Genomic DNA, 22,993 nt, shown 5'->3' with positions numbered 1-22,993 from the left:
TATTTACTCTTCCATTAATTCAACCGGTTTGATGTTTTTTATTGTCCGTAACATCAAAAGTGTAATCATCATCAATATTACATACATTGCACCTGCAACTGCCGCCACCAACCATGCAGGCTTGCAGATATACCTTACTCCACATGCCAAGGAGAACATAATCGGCGAAATCCATTCACTCAGTAGGATAGTAACCACTACTGCTATTACATATTGAATGGTAAAGCTTATCACATTTTCCCGACAAATATATCCTGTGGTGAAGCCCATTGCCTTAAGGATACCATACTTTCTACGATTCTCCTTCAGCTGTGTATGCACCATGTTCACAATATTCAAAACACTGAAAGCTGCAAAAGCTACAGACAATACTACACAAATTGGATTGGCTATTTCCCTAACAGTATCTCCTTCCCTTTCTACAAAATTGAAATCTTTATAAATCTGGCTCTCATCCACCACTTTCTCAAACTCTTCTGAAAACTTATCGTAGTCCACATTCTCATTCAAAAATACCAGTATTGTGTCATAATTTATTTTAAATCCAAGTTCACGAAAATCTTCTTCCTGCATGTAGAAGGAAGCTCCTCCCTTCATCATGGCACTATAACTTCCGACTATTAGGCAATTAATTTCTTTCTCCTCGGAACTAATCTTTATATAATCGCCTACTTCCTTTCCTACCTCAGTCAAAAACTGCTCAGAAACAGCAATCTCATGCTTTTCCAGACAAATTCTTCCTTTCGTAAAAGGCACATTTTCATACCGTTTTTCATTAAAATTCTCATAAATCATTGGGTGTGCTTCATCTGCAGTCCACTGGGTACCCTCAATTTTCATATCCGAACAAACCGGATCTAACATCACCTGCACATAATCCTCAACATCTTTTGAATTCTGAATATACTTAAGTGCCTCTTCATTTCCCATTGTCTTTATCATACAGTCATAATCCGGAAGATTTTCCCAAATATTTCTGTCCTGTGCATACTTGGACAAAGTTAAGGCAACTTCTCCTGCCATCACATCCATATAAACCGAGACGGTGAGAATCATAATGATTAAAAGACTCATTCCCTTACGTTTACATATCCCATTCACAGCCATAGCTGCACTGGATGAGGCATTCGGAATCACTGATTTACACAATTTTTCTTTCGAAGAAAGATTCTGAAGATTCATCGCCTGTATCGGTGAAATGCTATGTACTTTCTTCAATTCGCTGTAAACATTTAGCAGAAGAACAAGACCCATGAACAGAATTACGGCTATCCCTATCACAGTTGTCTTCCCAGTTAGGACAAACTCTCTGTTTCCTCCCAATGCAGTTCTACCAAGGTAACCTGCCAGAGGTCTTGCCAGGAAAAATCCGGGCAACATTCCTACCATACCAGCCACCATATAAGCCGTCAGATAAATCCTCTTAATTTCTCTGTTATCTCTTCCCAGTGCCTTATAAATACCAATCATCTGATATTCTTTTGCAATGGTCGCCCGAACCAAATACCGGAAGACCACCATAGAAACCACAAGAATGATAATGGCTGCCACCACTCCGACACCTCCGAAAATACCTGCCAAAATATTCAGACACATTTTGAGTGTTTCTTTATCAAGCATAATCATCTGGCTCTGCGCAAATTCTTCCGGTAAGACTTCCTGAAGCTCTCTCAGTGATAGTTCCTCATCATCCGTAAAAATATTCACCACATAACCTTCGGTTCCGCTCATATCCTTCAACGTCTTCTCATTTACATAAAAAGGATAGGCGTCTATAAAACCGGAACTGCACAATGCGGTATTTACAATTGCTGAAACACGGTATTCCTGACCGTCTCCTATCTTGAAATTGTCGCCTACCTGCACATCATACGCTTTGGCAAATATATGTGAAATCCATATCTCTCCATCCCCCGGTGCCTCTTTTTCCTCTCCCTCTGCAATGGTAACAGGATAACCAATCTCGTCCAGGTTACTGATATCATAGGCAAAATTTCCCTCATTGGAAATTTTTTTATCATTTACATAAAAAACATCCGTTATATATTTTGCCTTACCTTCCACTATTTTTGAGACGACCTTAGAAGCATCCTTATCTTCTAAAATCAACTCTGCAGCATCCTCACGTCCGGAAACGGCAAAGCACATCGGACTGTTCTCGACGCTGTAATACTCATCTACAAATTGCTGCGTTTCAATGGTAAATGAAATACACGCCGTCAGAATTGCAGAAGCCATCATGGTAAGCAGCATTATGATGGTAAACTGCGTTTTTCTCCTAACAATCTTTCTCATCCACATCATCTGTTTTTCTCTCCTTTTATTTGATAGATTAAGAATATCAGATAATTCTAAAGGAAAAATTTCTAAAATATAAATAAAAAATAACAAAACGGTCTTTCTTATGATAGAAAAACCTATCTCAGCTATGCCGAAATAGGTTTTCCATCATTTATACAATTCGCTCAATGCGTTCTTTCAATTTCTTATATTCTCCCTTTAAAGTCCTCATACCCGAACTCTTTCACAATCCTGCAATCCTCTCCGCTCTTCCACACAATGGCAGGTAACTTCATCCCGTTAAAAGTATTATTTTTCACCATAGAATATATTGCCATATCCTCAAACACCAGAGTCTGCCCGATTGTCAATTTTTTATCAAAGGAATATTCTCCAATCACATCTCCTGCAAGGCATGTGGGACCGCCCAAACGATAGGTATATGCTTTTTCTCCCGGTTCTCCACTTTCCTGAAGTGGCGGACGATAAGGCATCTCCAGTACATCCGGCATATGACATGCGGCGGATGTATCCAGAATGGCATTTTGAACACCACTATTTTCTGTAATGTCCAGCACCTTCGTTATCAGAAGTCCTGCATTCAATGCTACTGCTTCTCCCGGCTCCAGATACACTTCCACACCATAGGCTTCCTGCATATGACGAATACAGGAAATGAGCAAGTCCACGTCATAATCCGCTCTTGTGATATGATGCCCGCCTCCCATATTCAACCACTTCATTTTCTTTAGGTAAGAACCAAATTTCTCCTCTACCGCATCCAATGTGGTTTTCAAGTCATCGGAATTCTGTTCACAAAGTGTATGAAAATGCAGTCCTTCTACATTAGCAAGCAACCCCTGTCCATAGACCCTTTCTGCCTCCTGCAACTGGCTAAGCGTAATTCCCAATCGGGAACCCGGTGCACAGGGGTCATAAATTGCATGACCTTCCTGCGTAGAACATTCCGGATTGATACGGATTCCAATGCTTTTTCCCTTCGCCTTTGCAATGTTCTCAAATTTCCGAAGCTGTCCTATGGAATTAAACACAATATGGTCGCAAAGCTCTGCAATCTCTTCAAATTCATCTTCCCGATATGCCGCAGAAAAAACATGGTTTTCCTTTCCCATTTCTTCTGCACCGAGCCTTGCCTCATATAACCCACTGGCAGTGGTTCCACTTAAAACAGTTCCAAGCAAAGGATAACTGTAATACATGGAAAATGCCTTCTGTGCCAGCAGGATATGTGCCCCTGTCTGCTCCATGACATCTTGTAATATCTTTATATTTTTAACAATTTTTTCTTCCTCCACCACATAACATGGGGTAGGTAATTCCTGATATTTCATGCGTTTTCCTATTCTACCAAATCCGGATTCTCAGAAATCTTCCATGGAAGTCCCCACTTATTCAAGGCATCCATGAATGGGTCCGGATCAAATTCTTCTATATTATATACACCTGGTTTCTGCCATTTTCCGCTCATTACCATCATGGCTCCAATCATTGCCGGAACTCCTGTAGTATAAGCAACTGCCTGAGAACCAACCTCTTTGTAACACTCCTGATGGTCACAGGTATTATAGATATACAGCTTCTTTTCTACTCCGTCTTTCTTTCCAATAAAAATACAGCCGATGTTGGTCTTTCCCTTTGTTCTTGGGCCTAAGGAAGATGGGTCCGGCAATACTGCTTTTAAGAACTGTAACGGAATGATTTCTTTTCCTTCATACATAATTGGTTCGATGCTTGTCATTCCTACATTTTCTAAACATTTTAAATGTGTAAGATAACTCTGTCCAAAGGTCATAAAGAAACGGATTCGTTTAATTCCCGGAATGTTAAGGGCAAGGGATTCAATTTCTTCATGATGTAACAGATACATATCCTTTTCTCCAATTTCAGGGAAATTGTAAACGCGTTTGATTTCCATTGGCTCTGTTTCTACCCAATGTCCATCCTCCCAGTAAGAACCTTTTGCGGACACTTCACGGATATTGATTTCCGGGTTAAAGTTGGTGGCGAACGGATATCCATGGTCTCCTGCATTACAGTCCAGAATATCAATATAATTGATTTCATCAAAATAATGTTTCAGGGCATAAGCAGAAAATACGCTGGTAACTCCCGGGTCAAATCCGCTTCCCAATAACGCTGTAATTCCAGCCTGTTCAAAACGTTCCCTGTATTCCCACTGCCACTTGTATTCAAACTTTGCTGTATCCTCCGGCTCATAATTTGCGGTATCAATGTAGTGCACCTTTGTTTCCAGACACGCATCCATAATATGCAAATCCTGATAAGGCAATGCCAGATTCAATACTGCCTGTGGCTGCTCTTTTTTGATTAAAGCTACCAGCTCCGGTACATTGTCTGCGTCTACCTGCGCTGTTGTAATTTTTACGGATGTAGTTCCTTCTAACTTTTCCTTTAATGCATCACACTTTGCCTTGGTACGGCTTGCAATACAGATTTCATCAAAAAATTCACTGTTCTGACAACACTTATGAATAGCAACACTAGCTACGCCTCCGCAGCCGATAATCATTAATTTTCTCATTTTTTGTTCCTCCTATTTATGCTTTTTCAATAATGCCAACAAAAATTCTCTTACTACCTTACACGCCACTGCTGTAGATGCTCCACTGGTATCGCAAGGCGGACACAGTTCATTCACATCGCATCCCACAATATTAAGAGCATAGCAGGATTCGTAAATAGCATCCAATAGCTCCATAAATCCTACGCCTCCGGCTTCCGGTGTTCCTGTTCCCGGAAAAATGGATGGGTCTAACACATCCAAATCTATGGTAAAATACACCGGTTTTCCTTCCAGCTTCTTCAAAACATCTTCTAAACCATCAAAATTAAACTTATGAGTTGTCACATGTCCTTCTTCACTCCATCGGAATTCTGCCCGTTCGCCGGAACGAATTCCAAACTGAAAAATTCTTCCGTCTCCTAAAATATCATGACACCGACGAATCACACAGGCATGGGATAACTCTACTCCCAGATATTCTTGACGCAAATCTGTGTGAGCATCAAAGTGAAGAATATGAAGGTCAGGATATTTTTCTGCCACTGCCCGAACTGCTCCTAAGGTCACCAGATGTTCGCCACCTATAAGAAATGGCAGTTTTCCGTCCTCCAAGATAATCTTCGCTCGTTCCTCAATCTGCTCCAAGGCTATCTTAGAATCTCCCATACAAAGTTCTAAGTCGCCACTGTCAAATACCGCATAATCCTCTAAATCTTCATCTTGATAGGGACTGTATGTCTCTAATCCGTATGATTCCTGCCGAATAGCACGACTGCCGAACCGGGTTCCCGGACGATATGAGGTTGTGGAATCAAAGGGGGCTCCAAACAGTACGATTTTTGCTTCTTCATATTCCGCATCACAGCCGATAAAGGTCTCTATATTTTTATTTAACATATTTAAAATTCCTCCACTTCCCTCAACATTTCCTCTACATAAGCAGGCAACGCAAAGGCTCCTTGATGAAGTCTTGTAGTATAATAACGGGTACGGATTCCCCGCATATTCCATTTTTCCGGTGCAAGGTCATTCAACGGATGATACTTTTTGGAAGCAAATCCAAAGAGCCAGTGACCGGAAGGATAAGTCGGAATATGTGCCTGATACACCTGACTTTCTTCAAAAATATCACTCACTCGCTTATGAATCCGCTGACACCATGCCGCTTCTTCCTGATAAAACGGACTTTCATTGTGATGAATCATGATTCCGTCTTCCGTTAATGCCTTGTAACAACTTCCATACAATTCCTTCGTAAACAGAATCTCTCCCGGTCCGAAAGGATCTGTGGAATCTACAATAATCAAATCATATTCATTTTCTTTAGAACGCATGAATCTCAATGCATCTGCACAATGTATATTTAAACGCGGGTCATCCATGCGACAGGAGATTTTAGGAAAATACTCTTTACTTACCTCCACTAACATGGAATCTATCTCCACTAAATCAATGCTTTCTATTTCAGGGTAATGATACAGTTCCCGTACTACACCACCATCACCGCCGCCAATAATTAGCACTTTTTTCACATTAGGATGCACTGCCATAGGCACATGTACCAACATTTCATGAAAGACAAATTCATCACGTTCTGTCATCATCACATAGCCATCTAATGTCAGCACTCTGCCAAACTCCTTGGAATCAAATACATCAATCCTCTGGTAATCACTCTGGACACTGTAAAGTTGCCGGTCCACCCGAATGGAAAGTTTCACATCATCTGTATGATTTTCAGAAAACCATATTTCCATCTCTATACTCCTTTCAGTACATTTAACCGCTCAATGGCAGGGTCTTCTGTACCCGTCATGGAACAACCCTTTTCCTTAGCATATTGAATATATTGTAAAATATCTGCTGTAATCTCTTCTCCCGGTGCCAAAATCGGAATTCCCGGTGGGTAACACATTACAAACTCACTACAGATTCTTCCCTTTGTCTCCATCATAGGTAAAGATTCTTTTTCTGCATAAAAGGCCTCCTGCGGAGTAACCACAACCTTAGGTGCAAGATACTCTTGGGTCAACATTCCCGCCTTGTCCTTGCGAAAACGACGACGAATCTCCGCCAATGCCCCTACCAGACGTTCGATATTTTTCTGTTGGTCTCCGATGGAAATATAAGCAAGAATATTTCCAATGTCACCAAACTCAATCTGAATATCATATTCATCGCGCAGCAAATCATAGACTTCAATTCCTGCCAATCCAATATCTAAGGTATAAACAGAAAGCTTCGTCTCGTCAAAGTCAAAAATACTGTCTCCATTAATTAATTCCTTTGAGTAAGCGTAATAGTCTCCAATCTGATTAATCTCTTCCCTAGCATATCTTGCCTTACCGATTACTTTGAAAAATTCCTCTTTTCCACGAATGGCAAGATTTCTTCGAGAGATATCCAGACTTGATAACAACAAATAGGAACCACTGGTGGTCTGTGTTAAATTTATAATCTGTCTTACATATCCTGCATTTACATTCGGTCCTGTCAACAAAAAAGAACTCTGTGTCAGACTTCCGCCAGACTTATGCATACTTACAGACGCCATATCTGCTCCTGCTGCCATCGCAGATATTGGAAGATTCTCCCCAAAATAAAAATGGGTCCCATGAGCTTCATCTGCCAATACCATCATGCCATGTGCATGTGCTAATTTCACGATAGAGCGCAAATCAGAACAAATACCATAATAGGTAGGATTATTTACTAATACGGCCTTTGCATCCGGATTTTCCTCCATTGCCTTTTCTAATTGAGACAATTTCATTCCTAGTGGAATTCCAAGCCGTGTATCTACATCAGGATTTACATAGACCGGATGAGCCCCATTTAAAATCATGGCATTAATGACACTTCTATGTACATTTCTCGGCAGGATAATTTTCTCTCCCCGCTTGCAGACACTTAAAATCATACTCTGTACTGCAGAAGTTGTTCCACCTACCATAAAAAAAGCATTTGCTGCTCCAAAGGCTTCTGCCGCCAGTTTTTCCGCATCACGAATTACAGATACGGGATGACAAAGGTTATCTAATGGCTTCATGGAATTTACATCATTCGATACACACTGCTCTCCCAAAAGCTCTTTTAATTCAGGATTTCCTTTCCCTCTCTTGTGTCCGGGTACATCAAAGGGCACTACTCTTTTTTTCTGAAATTGTTTTAATGCATCATAGATGGGTGCATCATTCTGTGTCAAAGTCTTCATTGTTTTTCTCCATGTTTAGTCTTATTGTACCGATTCATCAGACTTAGAATTGCAAGCAATTCTAAGTTCGCGTTGCTCCTGCCCATGTCATATCACAAAATTTTCTGCAAACAGAAATTTTGTGATACTCCACGTTCAGTCTGCTGAATCGCGCAAAAAGCGCAGGTGATATAACATCACCTGCGCCTGATTATTCACATATGCTATTATTTTCCAGTTCAAATAACTATGCGCTTCTTCAGTTACAAATAGGGTTTCCAGAGTCTATATAGCAAATACTTACTTTTACTACTCTTATTGACCACTTCACAAGTTGATGTGTATACCACACTGGTTTTAAGTAACCAACTTATAAAATTTGAGCTTCTAACTCAATCAATAATGCGACTATGAAAACAACCCATTTCTTTTTTCGCACATCTGAAATAAAGGTTATCATATAAATATGGAATTTGTCAATATCTGGAATAAATATTTTCAAAGCATTTACAAGCTGATATAAATATGAATTTCCGCATTTTCCATGTCATCATTTTGATATTCTTCAAAATCATAACCATAACTTCTTTTTAAATCCATCTTCCAGATTTCCTGCCATGCTTCTGCGACTGCTTTCTGCATGTCTCCTTTTACCACAAATTTTGCATAATTTCCTGCTGGTATTTTTCTTACCTCCATCCCCAGACTTTTGGCTTCTTCACTCACTACGCCTGTGATTTCACAAGCAGTCATAACCGTATAGTCTCCATTTGCATCAGAAGCATAATCAGTATAAATGCCTAATGTTTTCCCAGTCTTCTTTTCCGGAATTTTTGCATATCCATTTTCTCCAAAAAACTTCTCCCATAAGCCTCCAATAACAGTTCCCACCTGCGGGCTATTATTGTTGGTGCGTGCTGTAAATCCCATAACCACTTTTTCTTCCAATTTCACAATTTCATATTCCATTTTTTCATTCTCTCTACACTTTCTTATTTATTTTGCACAAAAAAGCCTGTATTTTAGCCATTTGTGCAATGGTTTATAAAGTTACAAACAATGATAAGCATTAATTAATGGGCGAAAACTGTGTCATTTCAGTTGCAATGCACTTCGTTTTCCAGTCAGAAAGGTACACGAAATAAAACGTCATCCTTTTTATGAAGGCGAATCTGTGTCCCATTCTTCCCTATGGCTGCTAACCTCTCATGTCTAACAGGATCATCCTCTACTACAAGGGTCCTAAATTCCTTCGTCCAGCCTACCCATAGTGGGGTGCCGCTTCTGCTCCTTCTCAGGGTCATGCCCTATAAAAAATGTCTTAGCGGCTTCGCTCTGCTTTGTCATTGCTAGAGAGCACTCCTGTAATCCAGCACCAATTGAATTCCTGGCGGACGTTATCTGCTACAGTATGTGCTTTTTTTATTAGGCTGCCTCCGGCCTGATGATGTCCCTTCGGAACTTCTCCTCATCAAAGTCACAGCCTGTTTGTAATACTACGTAGAATACCCGAATTGCCTTACACGCAACTGCTATCTTTGCCTGCATTCCTCCAAGAGGGTTCCTCTGTCTGTTCCTGTAATAAAGGAAAACATCCTGAAATGCAGGGTTCCATGTCATTAATGCACGTGCTGATTCATACATGGTTCTTCGTAGTTTTCTTCTGCCCCTCTTACTGATTCTTGGCTGACCTTTCTTTTTACCTGAGCTCTTTTTGACTATCTCTAGTCCTGCAAGCTTCTGTATCTGCTTTGGATCAGTGAAACGTCCGATATCACCAACCTCTGCAATAAAACCAATCACAGTACTCATCCCTACTCCTTTAATGGCGAGCAGTTTCTCCACATTTGGTACTTCTTTTACTTTTTCCTCCAGGTATTCATCAAGCCTTTTTAACTGTTCTGCTTTCAGGATGTAGTCATTTACAAGAACCCATATCTCAAGTCTTGCAGCCTCACCGGCTTCCAGTCCTACACTATTCTGTGCGGCTTCTACCAGGGTCTGCGCCCTCTTTATGCCTGCCGCACGCACCTTTGCATCACGCCATATCTGATTGATTCCACCTGCTCCGATTCTTAGGATATCCTGTGGAAGTGGTGCCTCTTTCAGAAGCATAAGTCCACTGGTAGAATCCCAATCGGCATAACACTCAAAATACTCCGGAAAGAACTTCTGAAGCCATCCCTGTATCTGATTTGACAGACGTACATGCTGTTTCATGATCTGGTCTCTGCAAACAGAGGCCTCTCGGATTTCAGCATACACTCCACTTGGAAGATAAGAAGTTGAATACCTTCCATCTTTCACAAGCAACGCAATTGTCTTAGGATCCTTTAAATCACTTTTCTCAGGGCTGTTATCATCCAGTTCCATGCTCCTGTTAACTGTAAACGGATTAACCGTTACAAGCTGAATACCATGGTCCTGTAAGAACTTCTGAAAAGTAAGCCAGTAGCATCCGGTAGGCTCGCAGCCGACAATCACCTTCTTCATTTCGGTCTTATTCATGAGTTCCTCTGTCCACCTAAGAAAAGTGAGGAATCCCATTCCGGTGTTACTAAACTTGAATACTCTTCGGGAGAGTTCAAATCCCCTCCAGTCAAACGCTCTGCAGAAGTGAGTTTGTGATCCAACATCAACTCCAACAATTAAAGTGTCACTTGTTACTTGCTTAAGTCTGTCATTCTGTGTTAAATTCATTATTAGAAACCTCCAGTATTCTTAAAGTGTTTTTTCATCCGGCCAAGATGAACACCTTAATTGTACTTCGAGGTTTTCTTTTATTCAATTGGCGTTATTTCTGAATTACAGGAATGCTCCTTTTTCCTAAAATAATTTTCAAATATAATATAACAAAAGAAACATGACAACACCTCGTCATGTTTCTTTTATTTTTAAAACAAAGAGTGCTTTGCACTCTTTCATCTATGCTCCGCACTTTTCAGATAAAATTTCTTCCAAAGCAGTTCCGCTACTGGTATGACATCGCACCACATCCGCATTGGTGCGCTCTGCCTCTGTTAACGCACAACGTACCATTTTATGAGATACTGTATTTGTAAATAATACAATTAAATCCGGACTTCCTATTTTCTCTTTCAGGTTACCTGACATCTGAGTAAACACTTTCGCTCTGCACTGATGTGCCTTACAAATCTTTTTATACTGACAGACCATTCTGTCATGTCCACCGATAATAACTACGCTCATTTTTCTCTCCTCGTTTTGCTTTTTTAGAAAGTCAGGCTGCCGGGTATCAGCAGCCTGCACATTTTACAGAGATGCCAATTGTTTTCCAAGACTCTCGCACTCTGCTTCACCGGCTGCATCCGGTGTTTCTTGTATAATTAAACCTTCCCCATTTACAATAGTTGCTCCTGCTGACTTCATGCGTTCTTCCCAATCGCGCATCCATTCGCCATCGCCCCATCCGTAAGAACCAAACAAAGCGATTTTCTTACCTGCTGCAAATCCTTCTACTTCTGCCACGAAAGGTTCCATCTCTCCTTCTTCCAAAACCTCTGCTCCCATTGCTGGGCAACCTAACGCAAAACAATCAGCCTGCTTCAAATCATCCATTGATACGTTAGAAATATGAAGCACTTCCGCTTCCTTTCCTGCGGCAGTAATTCCTCTTCCTATGGCATTTGCCATTGCTTCTGTATTTCCTGACTGAGACCAGAATGCTACAATAATCTTACTCATCTTATAAAGTCCTCCTATACCATATTTTGTTTCTGATTCGTTTTCTGAAAAGAGCCGGTATGTAGTACATGAAAAATGTCCTTTCCTTCGGAAACCATTCTCACAGCTGTTTCCTTCGCCTGATTATAGCGTTCAAAATGCTCCAACGCTTCCGAAAGATTCGTATACACTTTCCAATATCCGGAATATAAAAAATTCTCTCCTTCATTCTGAATAAATCCCACTACATCTTCTACCGGATAACCTAACAGTAATCCCATTTCATGAGGAAAATCTCCATCTGCCTGCACATATTTCGTATATCGTTTTGAAAACTCCTCTAAAATCTTCTCTAATTGGCAACTCACATATCCAAATGTTTTCATCAACTCTTGAACCTCGATTTGTTCCAAATAAGAAACTAATTCACTCTCGCGATAAATCAAAAAAGCAGCTTTCTCTACGGATATCATTAACAGCTTACACGACAATTCCGTTTCTTCAAACAACTGTATCACCTGTTCGACTTTCTCTTTCTCTACCATTAAAAGATTTGAAATCTTACAATTCATCAATACAGGTGCACACTGAAATGCCAGTTGCGCATCCAACGCCTTCATGTTCACATTGGCAATCAGATACTTCATTTCCCTACTCATTGGATTTCCGTCATCCTTTCAGTTAGTTTTTTCTTTCTTTGGTTAGTTATATCTAACCTATAAGTATAATACACAAAAGTATCTGATTTAGCAAGAGGAGTTATTGAATGGTTTTTCTCAATAACTCCTCTTATTATTTCCTCTATGCTATTATATCTTTTTATTCGCCTTGCTTATCATAGTTTTTATATATGGTACTGCAACCATATACCAGAATTCCAATATTTAAGAGTCGCAATACCTCTCGGATTCTGTAGTACGGACTTACAAAATTAACGTTCAATGCATCCATCAGGTTTATATTGCCTTGATTTAGCTGTTCTAATAATCCAATATAATAATCATTTTCCAGTATAATGAGAATAACTCCTAAAACAATACACACTGGAATACACACTCTAACCCACAAAGGAAACCTTTTACACATTGTCATATAACTCATTTCACTTTGTGTGCATGCATGATAAATAGTCAGCCCAGCTAAAATATATACAATGCTTAATAGTAGCCATTGTGCAATAGCGTATAGTAATACCTGTGTCCCCGACGCCATATAAGCACCATAATATTCTGTCATTGCTTCCAGACCTACTACAATAATAAAGCTTTCTACTATTTTCCAATAAGTAATCTTTTTCTTTTCCGTTCCATGTCGTAAAATTACGATTAAAACAATGTATAATGCTACAATGATTGCTTCTTTTTTGAAAAAATAACCCATAACTTAACTCCTCTACTTTTCCTCTTGTTTTTCTGTCAATCTTCTCATAAACCACCAGAATGCAATGTAAAATACGACATAGAACCATACATTCTTATCTAATATTTTCAGTCCAAAATGATAATCTAAGTTATATATTTGTTCCTCTGTTGCATTATAAGTCCGTATTGCAGCTTGATTTTGATGGATATAATTTATTACGACTGCAATATACGATAACGCGGTGATGATAAGTATACACATAGGAACTCTAACTCTTTTTATATCAAAATGAATTTTTCGTTTTGCAACGAAAACAATTAAAAACGTCATGAGTAACATCCCAAAAAGGATTGTGGTTATCTGGTCTATATATGCTAGTTTTATGATGCTTTGTAAATAATCGGACAATTTTGTAACGCCCAAATCGAGGCCTCCTTTTACAGTCGCACTTATTGCACCAAATAATATTGCAATTATAGACTGTTTTAAAATATTATGAGTCTGGTTCATCCACATTTGCACAATAACATACAAAAACATACTATAAATCATCCACATAACAAAGGCTCCCACACTAATCCTATCAAATATTCCAAACGATATATGTGGCATTCTTCCAAGATCAATATATGTATAAATTCCATGTAGTAACGTAATAATTATAATACCTAAATATTCTTTTTCTTTGTTTTCCATATTCATCATTTACTCTTTTTTAATAATCTTTTCTATTCACTAAAACTGTCAAAATCCTTCCAAAAATCATATTCCAAATGTATTCCAGTAATCTTCTCATATATAGGATAAACATAATTTTCTAAATCTTGAAAACCTTGCCCCCTATTTGCCATTGAAAGCATAATATCTGCCGCCTCTCTGGGATGATTCATTACCCACTCTACCGTTAATCTATTATCTGCATTAATTCCATATTTCTCCGCTTTTTCCCATCCTGCTTTATTTAATTCATATCTATCATCAAACAACAAATAATTCATCACCGTTACGGCTACTTCCGTATTCTCCGTTGCTTCTATCTTCACAAATGTATAATCCGGCCACGTATCTATATTGTCTTCTTTGGATAATTTTGTCACTCCTGGAGTTACTTTTACATGGTACTCTCCGTTTAAAGCAGCCATCTCCGTTGTATTCAATTTATACTCTGTGAAATACGGTTCCTGTGCCAATCTCTCCTTTTCTTTTTCATACCTATAAAAAAGAATTGTTATTGCAATGACTGCTCCCAGCACTACAAGCCATGCAACTGCCTTCATAATCTTTTTCCTCTTCACATCTTTTCCCCACTATTCATTTCCATACTCTGCTGTTTACAATGCCTCTTACTTTATCTTCCACATTAAACTTTTATGGTTCACTCCTCTCCAGTGGTGTTCCAGTAATTTTTTCATATAAAGAATATATACCATTCCAAAGATACATAAAATCATTTCTAGCCTCTAACATTTCATTCATGATATCTACTGCTTCTCTTGGATGACTCATTACCCATTCTACGGTCAATCTATTTTCTTTGCTAATTCCATATTTATTTGCCGTTTCCCTTCCTGATTTATTTGATTCTTCTTGACAATCAAATAACAAATAATTCATAACAGTTACTACTACTTCTGTATCTTCTGTTGGCTCTATCGTCACGAATCTGAAATCTGGCCAAATATCCTCATTATCTTCTTTTGCCAATTTTCTCATTTCAGGTGTTACTTTTACATGGTATTCCAAATTCAAAATATCCATTTCAGTATCATTTAATTCATATTCTGTGAAATACGGTTCTCGAGATAACCGTTCTTTCTCCTTTTCATGTTTATAAAAAACAATTGCTATTGTAATAACCATAATTAATAATATAAAGCCTATCCCCACTTTAATAATCTTTTTTTTCATACATTCTCTCCTTATCACCAATAATCGCCTTATTAAATGCATTTGCATTTTCTGGATTCTCTTCTATTAACTGATTAATAATCTTGCATACTTCAATAGGATTTATAATAACATCTTCCATTACAAATTTTGTTTTCAATTCATCATTTACTCGTTCAATAATAGCTTGTGTATTTCTTCCTGGTTGCACATACATTTTTCTCTCTTCGGCACTTGCAACATCATATTCTATTAAATTTGCACTACAGTCAAAAATTGTATAAATATTCGTCTTTTTAAGTTGTTCATACTCTCCTGCAATAAATTTTGCATCATTTAACCTTCCTTGATACCCTATAGTTGCATCTGTTGCACTCATGACAAATGTTAACGCACCTCCAACATAGGGAACACCTCCAATCACATTCCCTAATATCTGATTTCCTAACTGCTCCAAGGCATATTCTGATATATCACTCACTTCGCCACAAGACGAAATACCTAGGTATCCATCAACAGAAGTCCTGCCTTCTTCAATAGCTTTCCAATTAATCATTATCCCATTTCGTGTCTCTGAAATCTTTACACTAGATTCTCCCATATTACTCATTTGAGTACATGCAGTATCACAAATATCTCTTCGCTCACAGAATTCCAATGTTATAACTCCAACTTCATCTATGTCTACAGATACTACTGGCTCTTCTTCCTGATACCATCCTCGAAATTCTCCAATTTCACTTACTATTTTTAATAATGATATTCTCTGAAGCATAATATCTCTCTGATTCATCAAAGCCTTATATATTTCTCCATGCGCCTCACTGTCTATCATCTGAAGTGTAAGTAATGTTTCATCCGAAGCAAGTACAATTCTATTTAATATCTTCTGTACTTTTTCTTCATCTATTTCCCATACAGAGTAATCCTCCTTATTGTCTGTATACACACCACTTCCATTTCCAATCCATTTTGATGTATCCTTTACATCCTCCACCTTATCCATACACAATTTAAGAAACTGTGCCAAATCCTCTTCCCCCATATTCAAATAAAGCACTGCTAATGCATTATATTCTTCCTCTGTAATTTCTTCTGCATCTTTATTTAATATCCTTCTTACTTCTGCCCATCTCGCTGTTATTGTGCCATCTGCATTTATCTTCATCACCCTGGTCCTATGTCAAGATTTAGCACAAATTAAAATGAGAAGTTCTGCCAGCTAAGCTGCCGGCAGTAATTTCGCCCTCTCATACAGTTTTTCAAATTCATCAGGAGACACATAGTCACAGTGACTATGTATTCTGACGGTGTTATAAAAGGTTTCAATGTATTCAAAGACAAGCGAATAAGCATGCTTGTAGTTTCGAATATGAAATCTGTTAAGCCATTCTCTTTTAATCAGGGAATGGAAGGATTCAATGCAGGCATTGTCATAAGGGTAGCCCTTGTGAGAATAACTACGCTGCATATTTTCTGTGGCTTCACGCCATGCGTTAGAAACATACTGGCTGCCACGGTCTGAATGTATAATCAAAGGCAAATCGGTATTTCGAACAGCCTTTGCTTTATTGATTGTTTCAATTACGGAAGATACTTCCATAGTGTCAGAGAGCGTCCATGCAATAATCTTTCTGGCAAATAAGTCCATAACGCAATTAAGATAGACAAATCCATCCTGTGTCCAGATATAAGTGATATCGGTGCACCAGACAGCGTTAGGACGTTCAGGGTTGAACTGCTCATTCAGGATGTTATGGAGTTCACTGCTAAAATCAGAGTCTCTGGTAGTAGTGGTCCAAGGCTTGACCCATTGAGCTTTTATACCCATTTCGCGCATATATTTACCTACAGTACGCTCTGCAATGGTTTCGCCAGATTTGCGAAGTTCCTGTGTTATTTTAGGAGCGCCGTAATTCTGTTTAGAATCATCATAGATTTTCTGGATTTCCTTTTTGACAGATTCTTTTCGCTGTCGAGTAGGAGAGAGCTTACGGTTTAGAAAGGCTCTGTATCCAGAACGAGACACGCCTAAAAATTTCAGCATTCCAGAAGTAGAGACGCGGCGTTTAGTAACTTTAGATGCCTCTACCTTTGCAGAAACTTCTGTATAGATAGCTTCTGTCAGTCTTTGCCCAGAATGCTGATGGCTTTTTTTAACACATCGAGCGCATCCTGAGCATCACGAAGCTCCCGTTTCAGACGAGCGATTTCCTTTTCTTCGTCAGAGGCATAGTTTCCGGATCCTCTAACTGGGATGTCGCCATCAGAGTCTCTATATTGAGCTTCCCACCTGGCTAAGGTGCTAACACCTATTCCGAGATTCTTGGCACATTCAGCCTGAGTGAGATCAGGGTGTTCCTTACGATAGTTGACAGCATCCAACTTGAACTGCTTAGTGTGTTGTTTTCTTGGCATAATGAGTACCTCCTCTTGGTATTATATAATATTTTCAAGGGAATATCTCATTTTATTTTGTACTAATTAGATGCTAACACTACCCTATTAATATAACAACCGGATATCTCCCCTCTCCACGCTGCTTGCATATCAGGTACATATACTCCATTTTGAAATGCTCCCTGTATTCCACTCAAGGCACTTTCTACCGCCGCCCGTATTGACGCTCCTTCCTCGAACAATCCACATGTAAATTTTTCAATTCCATCATAAGTATCTTCTTTCTTCTGGCACTCATCATATAATCTTTGATCTAATGCCGCCATTGCCATATAACTAGTTACTTTTGTAGTATATTGTACCCGAAGCGTAACAGATGTTGCTTTCTGCGCTTTTTTCCTATATTTTTCAGCATTTGCTTCATCAGATTTTTTTGCTTCTATTGCCATATTCTTTTGTTCCAAAATATTACTTCCATTTAATTCCGTTCCTGTTGTCATCAGTTTTAAAAAACGAAAATCTTCTATATCTGCCTGATTTGCCATTCTCATAACCGGCAATACAGACTTATAATCTTCCATTTGTTGTTTTAATGATTTGAACGCATAACTTTGCACCTGTGAATCCTCGATAAAAGAATTCAAGTTTCTCTCTATGATATACGTTGCCTCATTATCTTTTTCCAAACTATTTATAGCAGCATCGCACTGTGCTCTTATATCTACCGGATTCAAGTACGAATTTTCATTCATATATAAGTTCTCCCCTTTCCTTATTTATCTTCCTTATATTTCATATCAGATATCTGTTGATATAGTTCCTCGATACCTATTTCTTTCTTCTGTCTTTGCTTCTTGATTTCCCTACGAAATTCGTCATCAAATTCTATCTTTTTCTTTCGAAGACCTCTTAACATGTCCTGTTTTTCATCAATAATTTGCTGAATTGCAATATCTTCCGGGGAACATTTTTCCCTTATTTTTTCAAGCATTGCATGTGACTGGCTAATCCCTATATCTTCTTCCTCTTCATCTTGCAAAACCTGCTTTGCATTATATTCAAATTCTTCCTGATTTTCCTCTAATTCTTTTATTTTCTCTTGTAATTCTTCAATTCCTGCTTCCTTTTCCATCTCTCTGCTCCCATTATCACTATTCATTTTTTTCCAAAACCGTTTTCCCAGAGTTCACTCAACATTTCATCATATTGCCGGAATGTCACACCAAGGCTTCTAATATTAGATGCTTCCCGCTTCATAGCATCTCCAAAAGATTTCTTTATCTCCTGAGATTTTGCATAAGCAGCCTGTCCCTTGGCATTTGCTGTAATTGTAGTTCGATTATCAGATGGAGTTAATGCAACCACTTCAAAATACTGGGTTGCGCCAGAAATGGCATCGGCATTGCATTCCACTGCCTCTTGATTTACTTTAATTTCTTTAGACATGTTATCCCCTCCCCTTTCATTATTTTCCCATCACGCGTTATCTTATCAGTTTTGGTATCCGGTGTCAAATTTTACCCCAAAAAAAGAATTCCGCAAGCGGAATTCTTATCCTAGTGCCACATCCAATATCATCATAACCAAAAACCCCAAGGCAAACCCTATGGTACCAATATTCGAATGTTCTCCTTCTGATGCCTCCGGCAACAATTCCTCTACCACCACATAAATCATGGCTCCTGCTGCAAAGGACAAAAGATACGGTAGTAGCGGAACCACTAATCCCGTCAGTAAAATTGTAATTCCTGCACCAATAGGCTCCACTATTCCGGACGCCATACCATAGAAAAATGATTTTCCCTTACTTCCACCTTCACTTTTCAACGGAAGAGAAATAATTGCTCCCTCCGGAAAGTTCTGAATGGCAATTCCAATTGCCAAGGCAAATGCTCCTGCCATTGTAATCTGACTTTCTCCACTTAAAAGTCCTGCGAACACAACACCAACCGCCATACCTTCCGGTATATTATGAAGAGTAACAGCTAGTACCAGCATGGTTGTTTTTTTTAGGTTTGTTTCCGGTCCTTCCGGCTTATCCGCATTCATATGTAAATGCGGTATCAGTCTGTCCATTCCAAGCAAAAAAGCAATTCCAAGAGCAAATCCCACTGCTGCCGGAACAAAGGCAAGTTTTCCCATATCCTCTGACATCTCAATCGCCGGTATCAGTAAAGACCAAACAGATGCCGCTACCATAACACCGGATGCAAAACCAAGCAATGATTTCTGCACTAACGGCTTTATCTCATTTTTCAAAAAGAACACACAAGCCGCTCCCAACGTAGTTCCTAAAAATGGAATCAAAATTCCAATTACTGCATTCATTTCCCTTCTCTCCTATCTGTTACTATAATTTTATTCCCTATTTTTAATATATACAATTTTTTTATTATTGTAACATATTTTTTTATCCTTTAAAATCCCGTATCACTTCCAATGCCGGAAGCGCATTCCCCTCATAGTCAAACAACGCCTGATTTGCCCATTCGTTTCCACAAGGTCCTTTATCCTGCATATATTTTAAGGAGGCTTCTGTTGCCCAGCCGGAACCTGCCACCGGAATCCACGCCGGTTCCCAATAATAAAAGCCACATCCTTTATTTTCCGGTATCTCCTTCAATCGTTTCATAATATCCAGCATGAAGTCACTCTGCCCCTGTTTTGTCATAGGGTACTCTATTTTTTCTACCAGAGATGGTTTAGTTGCCATACCCTTTCGCTCCTCGGGTCCTAACTTCTCATAAGAAGCATAATCTTCCATTGTATATCCCATGGAAACCTCTGCGATTATCAACTCTTTATTGTAACGTTTTGCAATATCTTTCATATTATTGCTAAGGCTGTCAAGACTTCCGTGCCAGAAGGGATAATAAGAAAGCCCTATCACGTCAAAGTCTTCTCCCCGCTGACAGTAGTTATCAAACCACCTGCGATATAGTTCATTATTCCCACCATTGTCTAAATGAATCATAATTGGCATATCCGGTATCACTGCCTTTACCCCACGGATTCCGGCACTGACAAACCTTGCCAGATTATCATAATTAGGAACCTCTCCTTCCGGCCAGAGAATTCCATTCGAAAGCTCATTTCCCACCTGTACCATAGTTGGTGCTGCATCTGCCTTTACCAATGCTTCCATCACCTCTACGGTATAATCATACATTGCCTGTTCTAATTCCGATACTGAATAATCTTTCCACGCCTTGGGCTTTATCTGCTTGCCCGGATCAGTCCAGAAGTCACTATAATGGATATCCAGTAAGAAATCCAAACCTTTTGACCGAACTTTTTTTGCCATTTGAATCGTAGTAGCCAAATCATTGGTTCCTGCTCCGTATGGTTCCCCTGTTTCCGAATAAGGATTGTGCCAAACACGCAAGCGTACTGCATTGATACCGTATTCCATAAGAATATCCAATACATCTCCCTCTACACCGTGATTATAATACTTTGCTCCTAACCGTTCCAACTCTGCCATGGTAGACAAATCTACACCTTTGATAAATTTATTCATGCCTTTTCTCCCTTTCTATAACGGCAAAAGGGCTGTAAAAAAACAGCCCCAGCATCTACTGATTAATCAAAATCAAACTTATCAAAACGTTTCATCATATCACGATAACGAAATCGCACCATTTCATTTTTTGCCAAAACATCTTCTTCTGTTCCACTGTACTGACAACGGATACAGTAATATTCTTTTTTCTCTTTGTCGTAGAACATATCAATGTCCAAATCCCTCATAAAGCAGGACGGACAACGGTAATTTAATTTGCCTTTTCCAGATTGAGCCATGTCGCAAATACCTCCTTATCCGAAACTTTTTTCTTATATCCCAATGTGAACATTGGAGAGAATGCATAACCTTCCTTAATATATCCTTCTGCGTCAGCGGAAGGAGTAAGAGATACTTTGGTCTGGATAGCCGGGATAACTGCACTCACTGCTTTTGCTCCCGCCAGACTTTCTTCTCTGCACTTATATTCGTAGGAAATGATCTTTGTTTCACTACCTTCACATGCTAAAGTAATTCCTGTCATATCCTCCGGATATTCTGTGGTTCCATAACATGCTACCATGTATTCGTTCAACTCTACTTCTGCCGTTGGGTCACTCATTTCAAGAATGGTTCTTTCCATTTTGATGTTAGATGCTCCCTCTTCAAAGAAAATCTTCGTCTGAAGCTTTACTGTTAAATCAGCAAATTCAATATCTACCGGATCAAGGGTTAAGATACGAGTATTTCCTTCTTGAGAAAAATGTGCTTTCGTGCGGCATAAACACAAATCTACTTCTTCTCCATTATGGGTAAGCTTTGCACTTCGTACTGTTCCTTCTCCTGCATAGTGAGTAAAATATCCTGCACGATATTTTTCCTGAATCAGGAATGGATAAGAAGCATCCTGTACATGCGGAGTTCCGATTCCTACCGGCCACTCCAGTTTTGCAGCATAAGGACGAAGGTCTACGATTGCACCCCCCTGATCCATATTTACACATGCTCTCATATATGGGTCTGTATACCAGAACACCTGCTTATCAGAGCCATACAAAATATCTCTCCAAAGCGCACATTCCGGCTCCTTATAGGTTTTCTTCTGACGATAGTAATCTGCAAATTCCGCCATAGTCATATCAATAAGCTTGCCTTCTTTTTTCAGTTTTCCATAGTAAGCGCAACCATCTGCATAAGATTTTTCTAATAATTCATAAGGAGCTTCCCAACGTCCCATCTTATTCATCCAGCCCGGTCCTACAAACATCATGTTGTATGCATAACCATTGTTGTATTTTTCTAATGAGCGATATTGGTCAATCAGATTATACAAATATGGATATTCCCAGGTCTTGGAATCATAAATCATACCACGCAATACGTTCTGTGGATGGGTTCCGAAGTTGGAACCGTTTCCGTCATAGCATGCCAAAAGGTCTCGAGAAAGATGTGGAATTGCTACAATTCCGGAATCTTCACTTTCGTCTGCTGCCGGTGCATGCGTATTCTGCTTGGATGGAATCCATGGTGCCCATGGGCCTCCGTCAAACAAGGTATACCAAGAATTATTACAAGTATGATATGCCTTTGGTCCTTCCTCCCAACAGGTTGCAACCGCACATTTCACAGAAGGATATTTTTTCTTAATGTAATTTGTCAAATCTGCGTCCATGTAATAGGAACCGGTAGATTCCGGATAGAATCCAAAACGTTCATGGAATTTTTCAAATACATCATCTACAATAGATTTCTTGTCTTCCATAGAAAACATCCAGATACAGAAATCCTTAGTTTTATATTTTTCACGAAATTCCTTACACGGCAATCCCAGCAAAGATAGGGCAATTTCGTCTCCGTATTTTTCATGGTCTGCCTTTGCCAATTCTACTGCTTCGTCATTAAAAAGGCTTGCATATGTCATCTGTATGGTGGTTTTTAATCCGTTCTCATGTGCCAGTCTCTGCTGTGTCTTAAAAATATCCAATGATTCCGTCAATAACGCTTTCCTTCCGATGTCTTCTTCTTTTCCGTGTCCAGTTACTTTCTCTGCATACTCTGGAACCATCTCCGGACGATGAATAATGTTTACCACAAATTTATCCATGTTCTCTCTCCTTTTCTCTTCGTGTTCCCGTTGTTC

At 39.2% G+C, this 22,993-nt stretch carries 25 protein-coding genes; all 25 read right to left on the bottom strand.

Annotated elements, in window-relative coordinates:
• Positions 1 to 3 precede the first annotated feature (3 nt).
• Positions 4 to 2,304, bottom strand: a complete 2,301-nt coding sequence (locus BIV20_RS03950) for an ABC transporter permease (RefSeq protein WP_075718318.1) — start codon at positions 2,302 to 2,304, stop codon at positions 4 to 6.
• A 182-nt stretch (positions 2,305 to 2,486) separates the two neighbouring features.
• On the bottom strand, positions 2,487 to 3,632 hold the full coding sequence (nspC, locus tag BIV20_RS03945; protein WP_075718316.1) for a carboxynorspermidine decarboxylase: 1,146 nt from the start codon (positions 3,630 to 3,632) through the stop codon (positions 2,487 to 2,489).
• 8 nt (positions 3,633 to 3,640) lie between these two features.
• Complete coding sequence (locus BIV20_RS03940) at positions 3,641 to 4,843, bottom strand: saccharopine dehydrogenase family protein (RefSeq protein WP_075718314.1); 1,203 nt, start codon at positions 4,841 to 4,843, stop codon at positions 3,641 to 3,643.
• 12 nt (positions 4,844 to 4,855) lie between these two features.
• Positions 4,856 to 5,722, bottom strand: a complete 867-nt coding sequence (gene speB / locus BIV20_RS03935) for an agmatinase (protein ID WP_075718312.1) — start codon at positions 5,720 to 5,722, stop codon at positions 4,856 to 4,858.
• A gap of 2 nt (positions 5,723 to 5,724) precedes the next feature.
• Positions 5,725 to 6,582, bottom strand: a complete 858-nt coding sequence (gene speE, locus BIV20_RS03930) for a polyamine aminopropyltransferase (RefSeq protein WP_075718310.1) — start codon at positions 6,580 to 6,582, stop codon at positions 5,725 to 5,727.
• A 2-nt stretch (positions 6,583 to 6,584) separates the two neighbouring features.
• Positions 6,585 to 8,039 (bottom strand): aminotransferase class I/II-fold pyridoxal phosphate-dependent enzyme, encoded by a 1,455-nt coding sequence (locus tag BIV20_RS03925; RefSeq protein WP_075718308.1) that lies wholly within the window; start codon positions 8,037 to 8,039, stop codon positions 6,585 to 6,587.
• Positions 8,040 to 8,525: 486 nt separating this feature from the next.
• The gene (locus BIV20_RS03920) at positions 8,526 to 8,987 is read right to left on the bottom strand and encodes a GyrI-like domain-containing protein (RefSeq protein ID WP_075718306.1); all 462 of its coding nucleotides are present in this window, start codon (positions 8,985 to 8,987) and stop codon (positions 8,526 to 8,528) included.
• Between the two features lie 456 nt (positions 8,988 to 9,443).
• Positions 9,444 to 10,718, bottom strand: a complete 1,275-nt coding sequence (locus BIV20_RS03915; RefSeq protein ID WP_075718304.1) for an IS110 family transposase — start codon at positions 10,716 to 10,718, stop codon at positions 9,444 to 9,446.
• A 225-nt stretch (positions 10,719 to 10,943) separates the two neighbouring features.
• Positions 10,944 to 11,228 (bottom strand): DUF2325 domain-containing protein, encoded by a 285-nt coding sequence (locus BIV20_RS03910; RefSeq protein ID WP_075718302.1) that lies wholly within the window; start codon positions 11,226 to 11,228, stop codon positions 10,944 to 10,946.
• A 63-nt stretch (positions 11,229 to 11,291) separates the two neighbouring features.
• A complete protein-coding gene (locus BIV20_RS03905) occupies positions 11,292 to 11,723 on the bottom strand; it encodes a flavodoxin (RefSeq protein WP_075718300.1) in 432 nt (143 codons plus the stop codon).
• Between the two features lie 14 nt (positions 11,724 to 11,737).
• Positions 11,738 to 12,361, bottom strand: coding sequence for a DUF3793 family protein (locus tag BIV20_RS03900; RefSeq protein WP_075718298.1), 624 nt, complete (start codon positions 12,359 to 12,361; stop codon positions 11,738 to 11,740).
• Between the two features lie 160 nt (positions 12,362 to 12,521).
• The gene (locus BIV20_RS03895; RefSeq protein WP_075718296.1) at positions 12,522 to 13,082 is read right to left on the bottom strand and encodes a hypothetical protein; all 561 of its coding nucleotides are present in this window, start codon (positions 13,080 to 13,082) and stop codon (positions 12,522 to 12,524) included.
• Between the two features lie 12 nt (positions 13,083 to 13,094).
• Positions 13,095 to 13,760, bottom strand: coding sequence for a hypothetical protein (locus BIV20_RS03890; RefSeq protein ID WP_143524498.1), 666 nt, complete (start codon positions 13,758 to 13,760; stop codon positions 13,095 to 13,097).
• A 32-nt stretch (positions 13,761 to 13,792) separates the two neighbouring features.
• Complete coding sequence (locus tag BIV20_RS03885) at positions 13,793 to 14,341, bottom strand: hypothetical protein (protein WP_075718292.1); 549 nt, start codon at positions 14,339 to 14,341, stop codon at positions 13,793 to 13,795.
• Positions 14,342 to 14,432: 91 nt separating this feature from the next.
• Positions 14,433 to 14,972, bottom strand: a complete 540-nt coding sequence (locus BIV20_RS03880) for a hypothetical protein (protein ID WP_075718290.1) — start codon at positions 14,970 to 14,972, stop codon at positions 14,433 to 14,435.
• The gene (locus BIV20_RS03875) at positions 14,953 to 16,119 is read right to left on the bottom strand and encodes a hypothetical protein (RefSeq protein ID WP_075718288.1); all 1,167 of its coding nucleotides are present in this window, start codon (positions 16,117 to 16,119) and stop codon (positions 14,953 to 14,955) included. Before BIV20_RS03875 ends, BIV20_RS03880 begins: the two co-directional genes overlap by 20 nt.
• Before the next feature lie 54 nt (positions 16,120 to 16,173).
• Positions 16,174 to 17,067 (bottom strand): IS3 family transposase, encoded by an 894-nt coding sequence (locus BIV20_RS03870; protein ID WP_192848870.1) that lies wholly within the window; start codon positions 17,065 to 17,067, stop codon positions 16,174 to 16,176.
• A gap of 8 nt (positions 17,068 to 17,075) precedes the next feature.
• On the bottom strand, positions 17,076 to 17,369 hold the full coding sequence (locus BIV20_RS03865) for a transposase (protein WP_075720726.1): 294 nt from the start codon (positions 17,367 to 17,369) through the stop codon (positions 17,076 to 17,078).
• 62 nt (positions 17,370 to 17,431) lie between these two features.
• Positions 17,432 to 18,103, bottom strand: coding sequence for a hypothetical protein (locus tag BIV20_RS03860; RefSeq protein ID WP_075718282.1), 672 nt, complete (start codon positions 18,101 to 18,103; stop codon positions 17,432 to 17,434).
• Between the two features lie 20 nt (positions 18,104 to 18,123).
• Complete coding sequence (locus tag BIV20_RS03855) at positions 18,124 to 18,483, bottom strand: hypothetical protein (RefSeq protein WP_143524497.1); 360 nt, start codon at positions 18,481 to 18,483, stop codon at positions 18,124 to 18,126.
• 23 nt (positions 18,484 to 18,506) lie between these two features.
• A complete protein-coding gene (locus BIV20_RS03850) occupies positions 18,507 to 18,797 on the bottom strand; it encodes a TIGR04197 family type VII secretion effector (RefSeq protein ID WP_075718278.1) in 291 nt (96 codons plus the stop codon).
• A gap of 105 nt (positions 18,798 to 18,902) precedes the next feature.
• Positions 18,903 to 19,679 carry a ZIP family metal transporter gene (locus BIV20_RS03845; protein WP_075718276.1) on the bottom strand — a complete coding sequence of 259 codons (777 nt, stop codon included), beginning with the start codon at positions 19,677 to 19,679 and terminating at the stop codon, positions 18,903 to 18,905.
• Between the two features lie 82 nt (positions 19,680 to 19,761).
• Entirely contained in the window at positions 19,762 to 20,871 is a 1,110-nt protein-coding gene (locus tag BIV20_RS03840) for a glycoside hydrolase family 53 protein (protein WP_075718274.1), read from the bottom strand.
• 62 nt (positions 20,872 to 20,933) lie between these two features.
• Entirely contained in the window at positions 20,934 to 21,152 is a 219-nt protein-coding gene (locus BIV20_RS03835) for a hypothetical protein (protein ID WP_075718272.1), read from the bottom strand.
• Positions 21,125 to 22,957 carry a hypothetical protein gene (locus BIV20_RS03830; RefSeq protein WP_075718270.1) on the bottom strand — a complete coding sequence of 611 codons (1,833 nt, stop codon included), beginning with the start codon at positions 22,955 to 22,957 and terminating at the stop codon, positions 21,125 to 21,127. The genes BIV20_RS03835 and BIV20_RS03830 overlap by 28 nt, the downstream gene beginning before the upstream one ends.
• Positions 22,958 to 22,993 lie beyond the last annotated feature (36 nt).

Origin of the sequence: Roseburia sp. 499 (assembly GCF_001940225.2) — a bacterium.
Lineage (GTDB): Bacteria > Bacillota > Clostridia > Lachnospirales > Lachnospiraceae > Petralouisia.
This window is presented reverse-complemented; position numbering and strand designations above follow the sequence as displayed.

Coding starts and splice junctions, on each gene's coding strand:
- BIV20_RS03830 (WP_075718270.1), bottom strand. CDS start 22,957: ATGGATAAATTTGTGGTAAACATTATTCATCGTCCGGAGATGGTTCCA.
- nspC (WP_075718316.1), bottom strand. CDS start 3,632: ATGAAATATCAGGAATTACCTACCCCATGTTATGTGGTGGAGGAAGAA.
- BIV20_RS03905 (WP_075718300.1), bottom strand. CDS start 11,723: ATGAGTAAGATTATTGTAGCATTCTGGTCTCAGTCAGGAAATACAGAA.
- BIV20_RS03875 (WP_075718288.1), bottom strand. CDS start 16,119: ATGAAGATAAATGCAGATGGCACAATAACAGCGAGATGGGCAGAAGTA.
- BIV20_RS03940 (WP_075718314.1), bottom strand. CDS start 4,843: ATGAGAAAATTAATGATTATCGGCTGCGGAGGCGTAGCTAGTGTTGCT.
- BIV20_RS03915 (WP_075718304.1), bottom strand. CDS start 10,718: ATGAATTTAACACAGAATGACAGACTTAAGCAAGTAACAAGTGACACT.
- BIV20_RS03855 (WP_143524497.1), bottom strand. CDS start 18,483: ATGGAAAAGGAAGCAGGAATTGAAGAATTACAAGAGAAAATAAAAGAA.
- BIV20_RS03890 (WP_143524498.1), bottom strand. CDS start 13,760: ATGGAAAACAAAGAAAAAGAATATTTAGGTATTATAATTATTACGTTA.
- BIV20_RS03925 (WP_075718308.1), bottom strand. CDS start 8,039: ATGAAGACTTTGACACAGAATGATGCACCCATCTATGATGCATTAAAA.
- BIV20_RS03885 (WP_075718292.1), bottom strand. CDS start 14,341: ATGAAGGCAGTTGCATGGCTTGTAGTGCTGGGAGCAGTCATTGCAATA.
- BIV20_RS03950 (WP_075718318.1), bottom strand. CDS start 2,304: ATGATGTGGATGAGAAAGATTGTTAGGAGAAAAACGCAGTTTACCATC.
- BIV20_RS03835 (WP_075718272.1), bottom strand. CDS start 21,152: ATGGCTCAATCTGGAAAAGGCAAATTAAATTACCGTTGTCCGTCCTGC.
- BIV20_RS03865 (WP_075720726.1), bottom strand. CDS start 17,369: ATGCCAAGAAAACAACACACTAAGCAGTTCAAGTTGGATGCTGTCAAC.
- BIV20_RS03840 (WP_075718274.1), bottom strand. CDS start 20,871: ATGAATAAATTTATCAAAGGTGTAGATTTGTCTACCATGGCAGAGTTG.
- BIV20_RS03845 (WP_075718276.1), bottom strand. CDS start 19,679: ATGAATGCAGTAATTGGAATTTTGATTCCATTTTTAGGAACTACGTTG.
- BIV20_RS03895 (WP_075718296.1), bottom strand. CDS start 13,082: ATGGGTTATTTTTTCAAAAAAGAAGCAATCATTGTAGCATTATACATT.
- BIV20_RS03880 (WP_075718290.1), bottom strand. CDS start 14,972: ATGAAAAAAAAGATTATTAAAGTGGGGATAGGCTTTATATTATTAATT.
- BIV20_RS03900 (WP_075718298.1), bottom strand. CDS start 12,361: ATGAGTAGGGAAATGAAGTATCTGATTGCCAATGTGAACATGAAGGCG.
- BIV20_RS03850 (WP_075718278.1), bottom strand. CDS start 18,797: ATGTCTAAAGAAATTAAAGTAAATCAAGAGGCAGTGGAATGCAATGCC.
- BIV20_RS03860 (WP_075718282.1), bottom strand. CDS start 18,103: ATGAATGAAAATTCGTACTTGAATCCGGTAGATATAAGAGCACAGTGC.
- BIV20_RS03920 (WP_075718306.1), bottom strand. CDS start 8,987: ATGGAATATGAAATTGTGAAATTGGAAGAAAAAGTGGTTATGGGATTT.
- speB (WP_075718312.1), bottom strand. CDS start 5,722: ATGTTAAATAAAAATATAGAGACCTTTATCGGCTGTGATGCGGAATAT.
- BIV20_RS03910 (WP_075718302.1), bottom strand. CDS start 11,228: ATGAGCGTAGTTATTATCGGTGGACATGACAGAATGGTCTGTCAGTAT.
- speE (WP_075718310.1), bottom strand. CDS start 6,582: ATGGAAATATGGTTTTCTGAAAATCATACAGATGATGTGAAACTTTCC.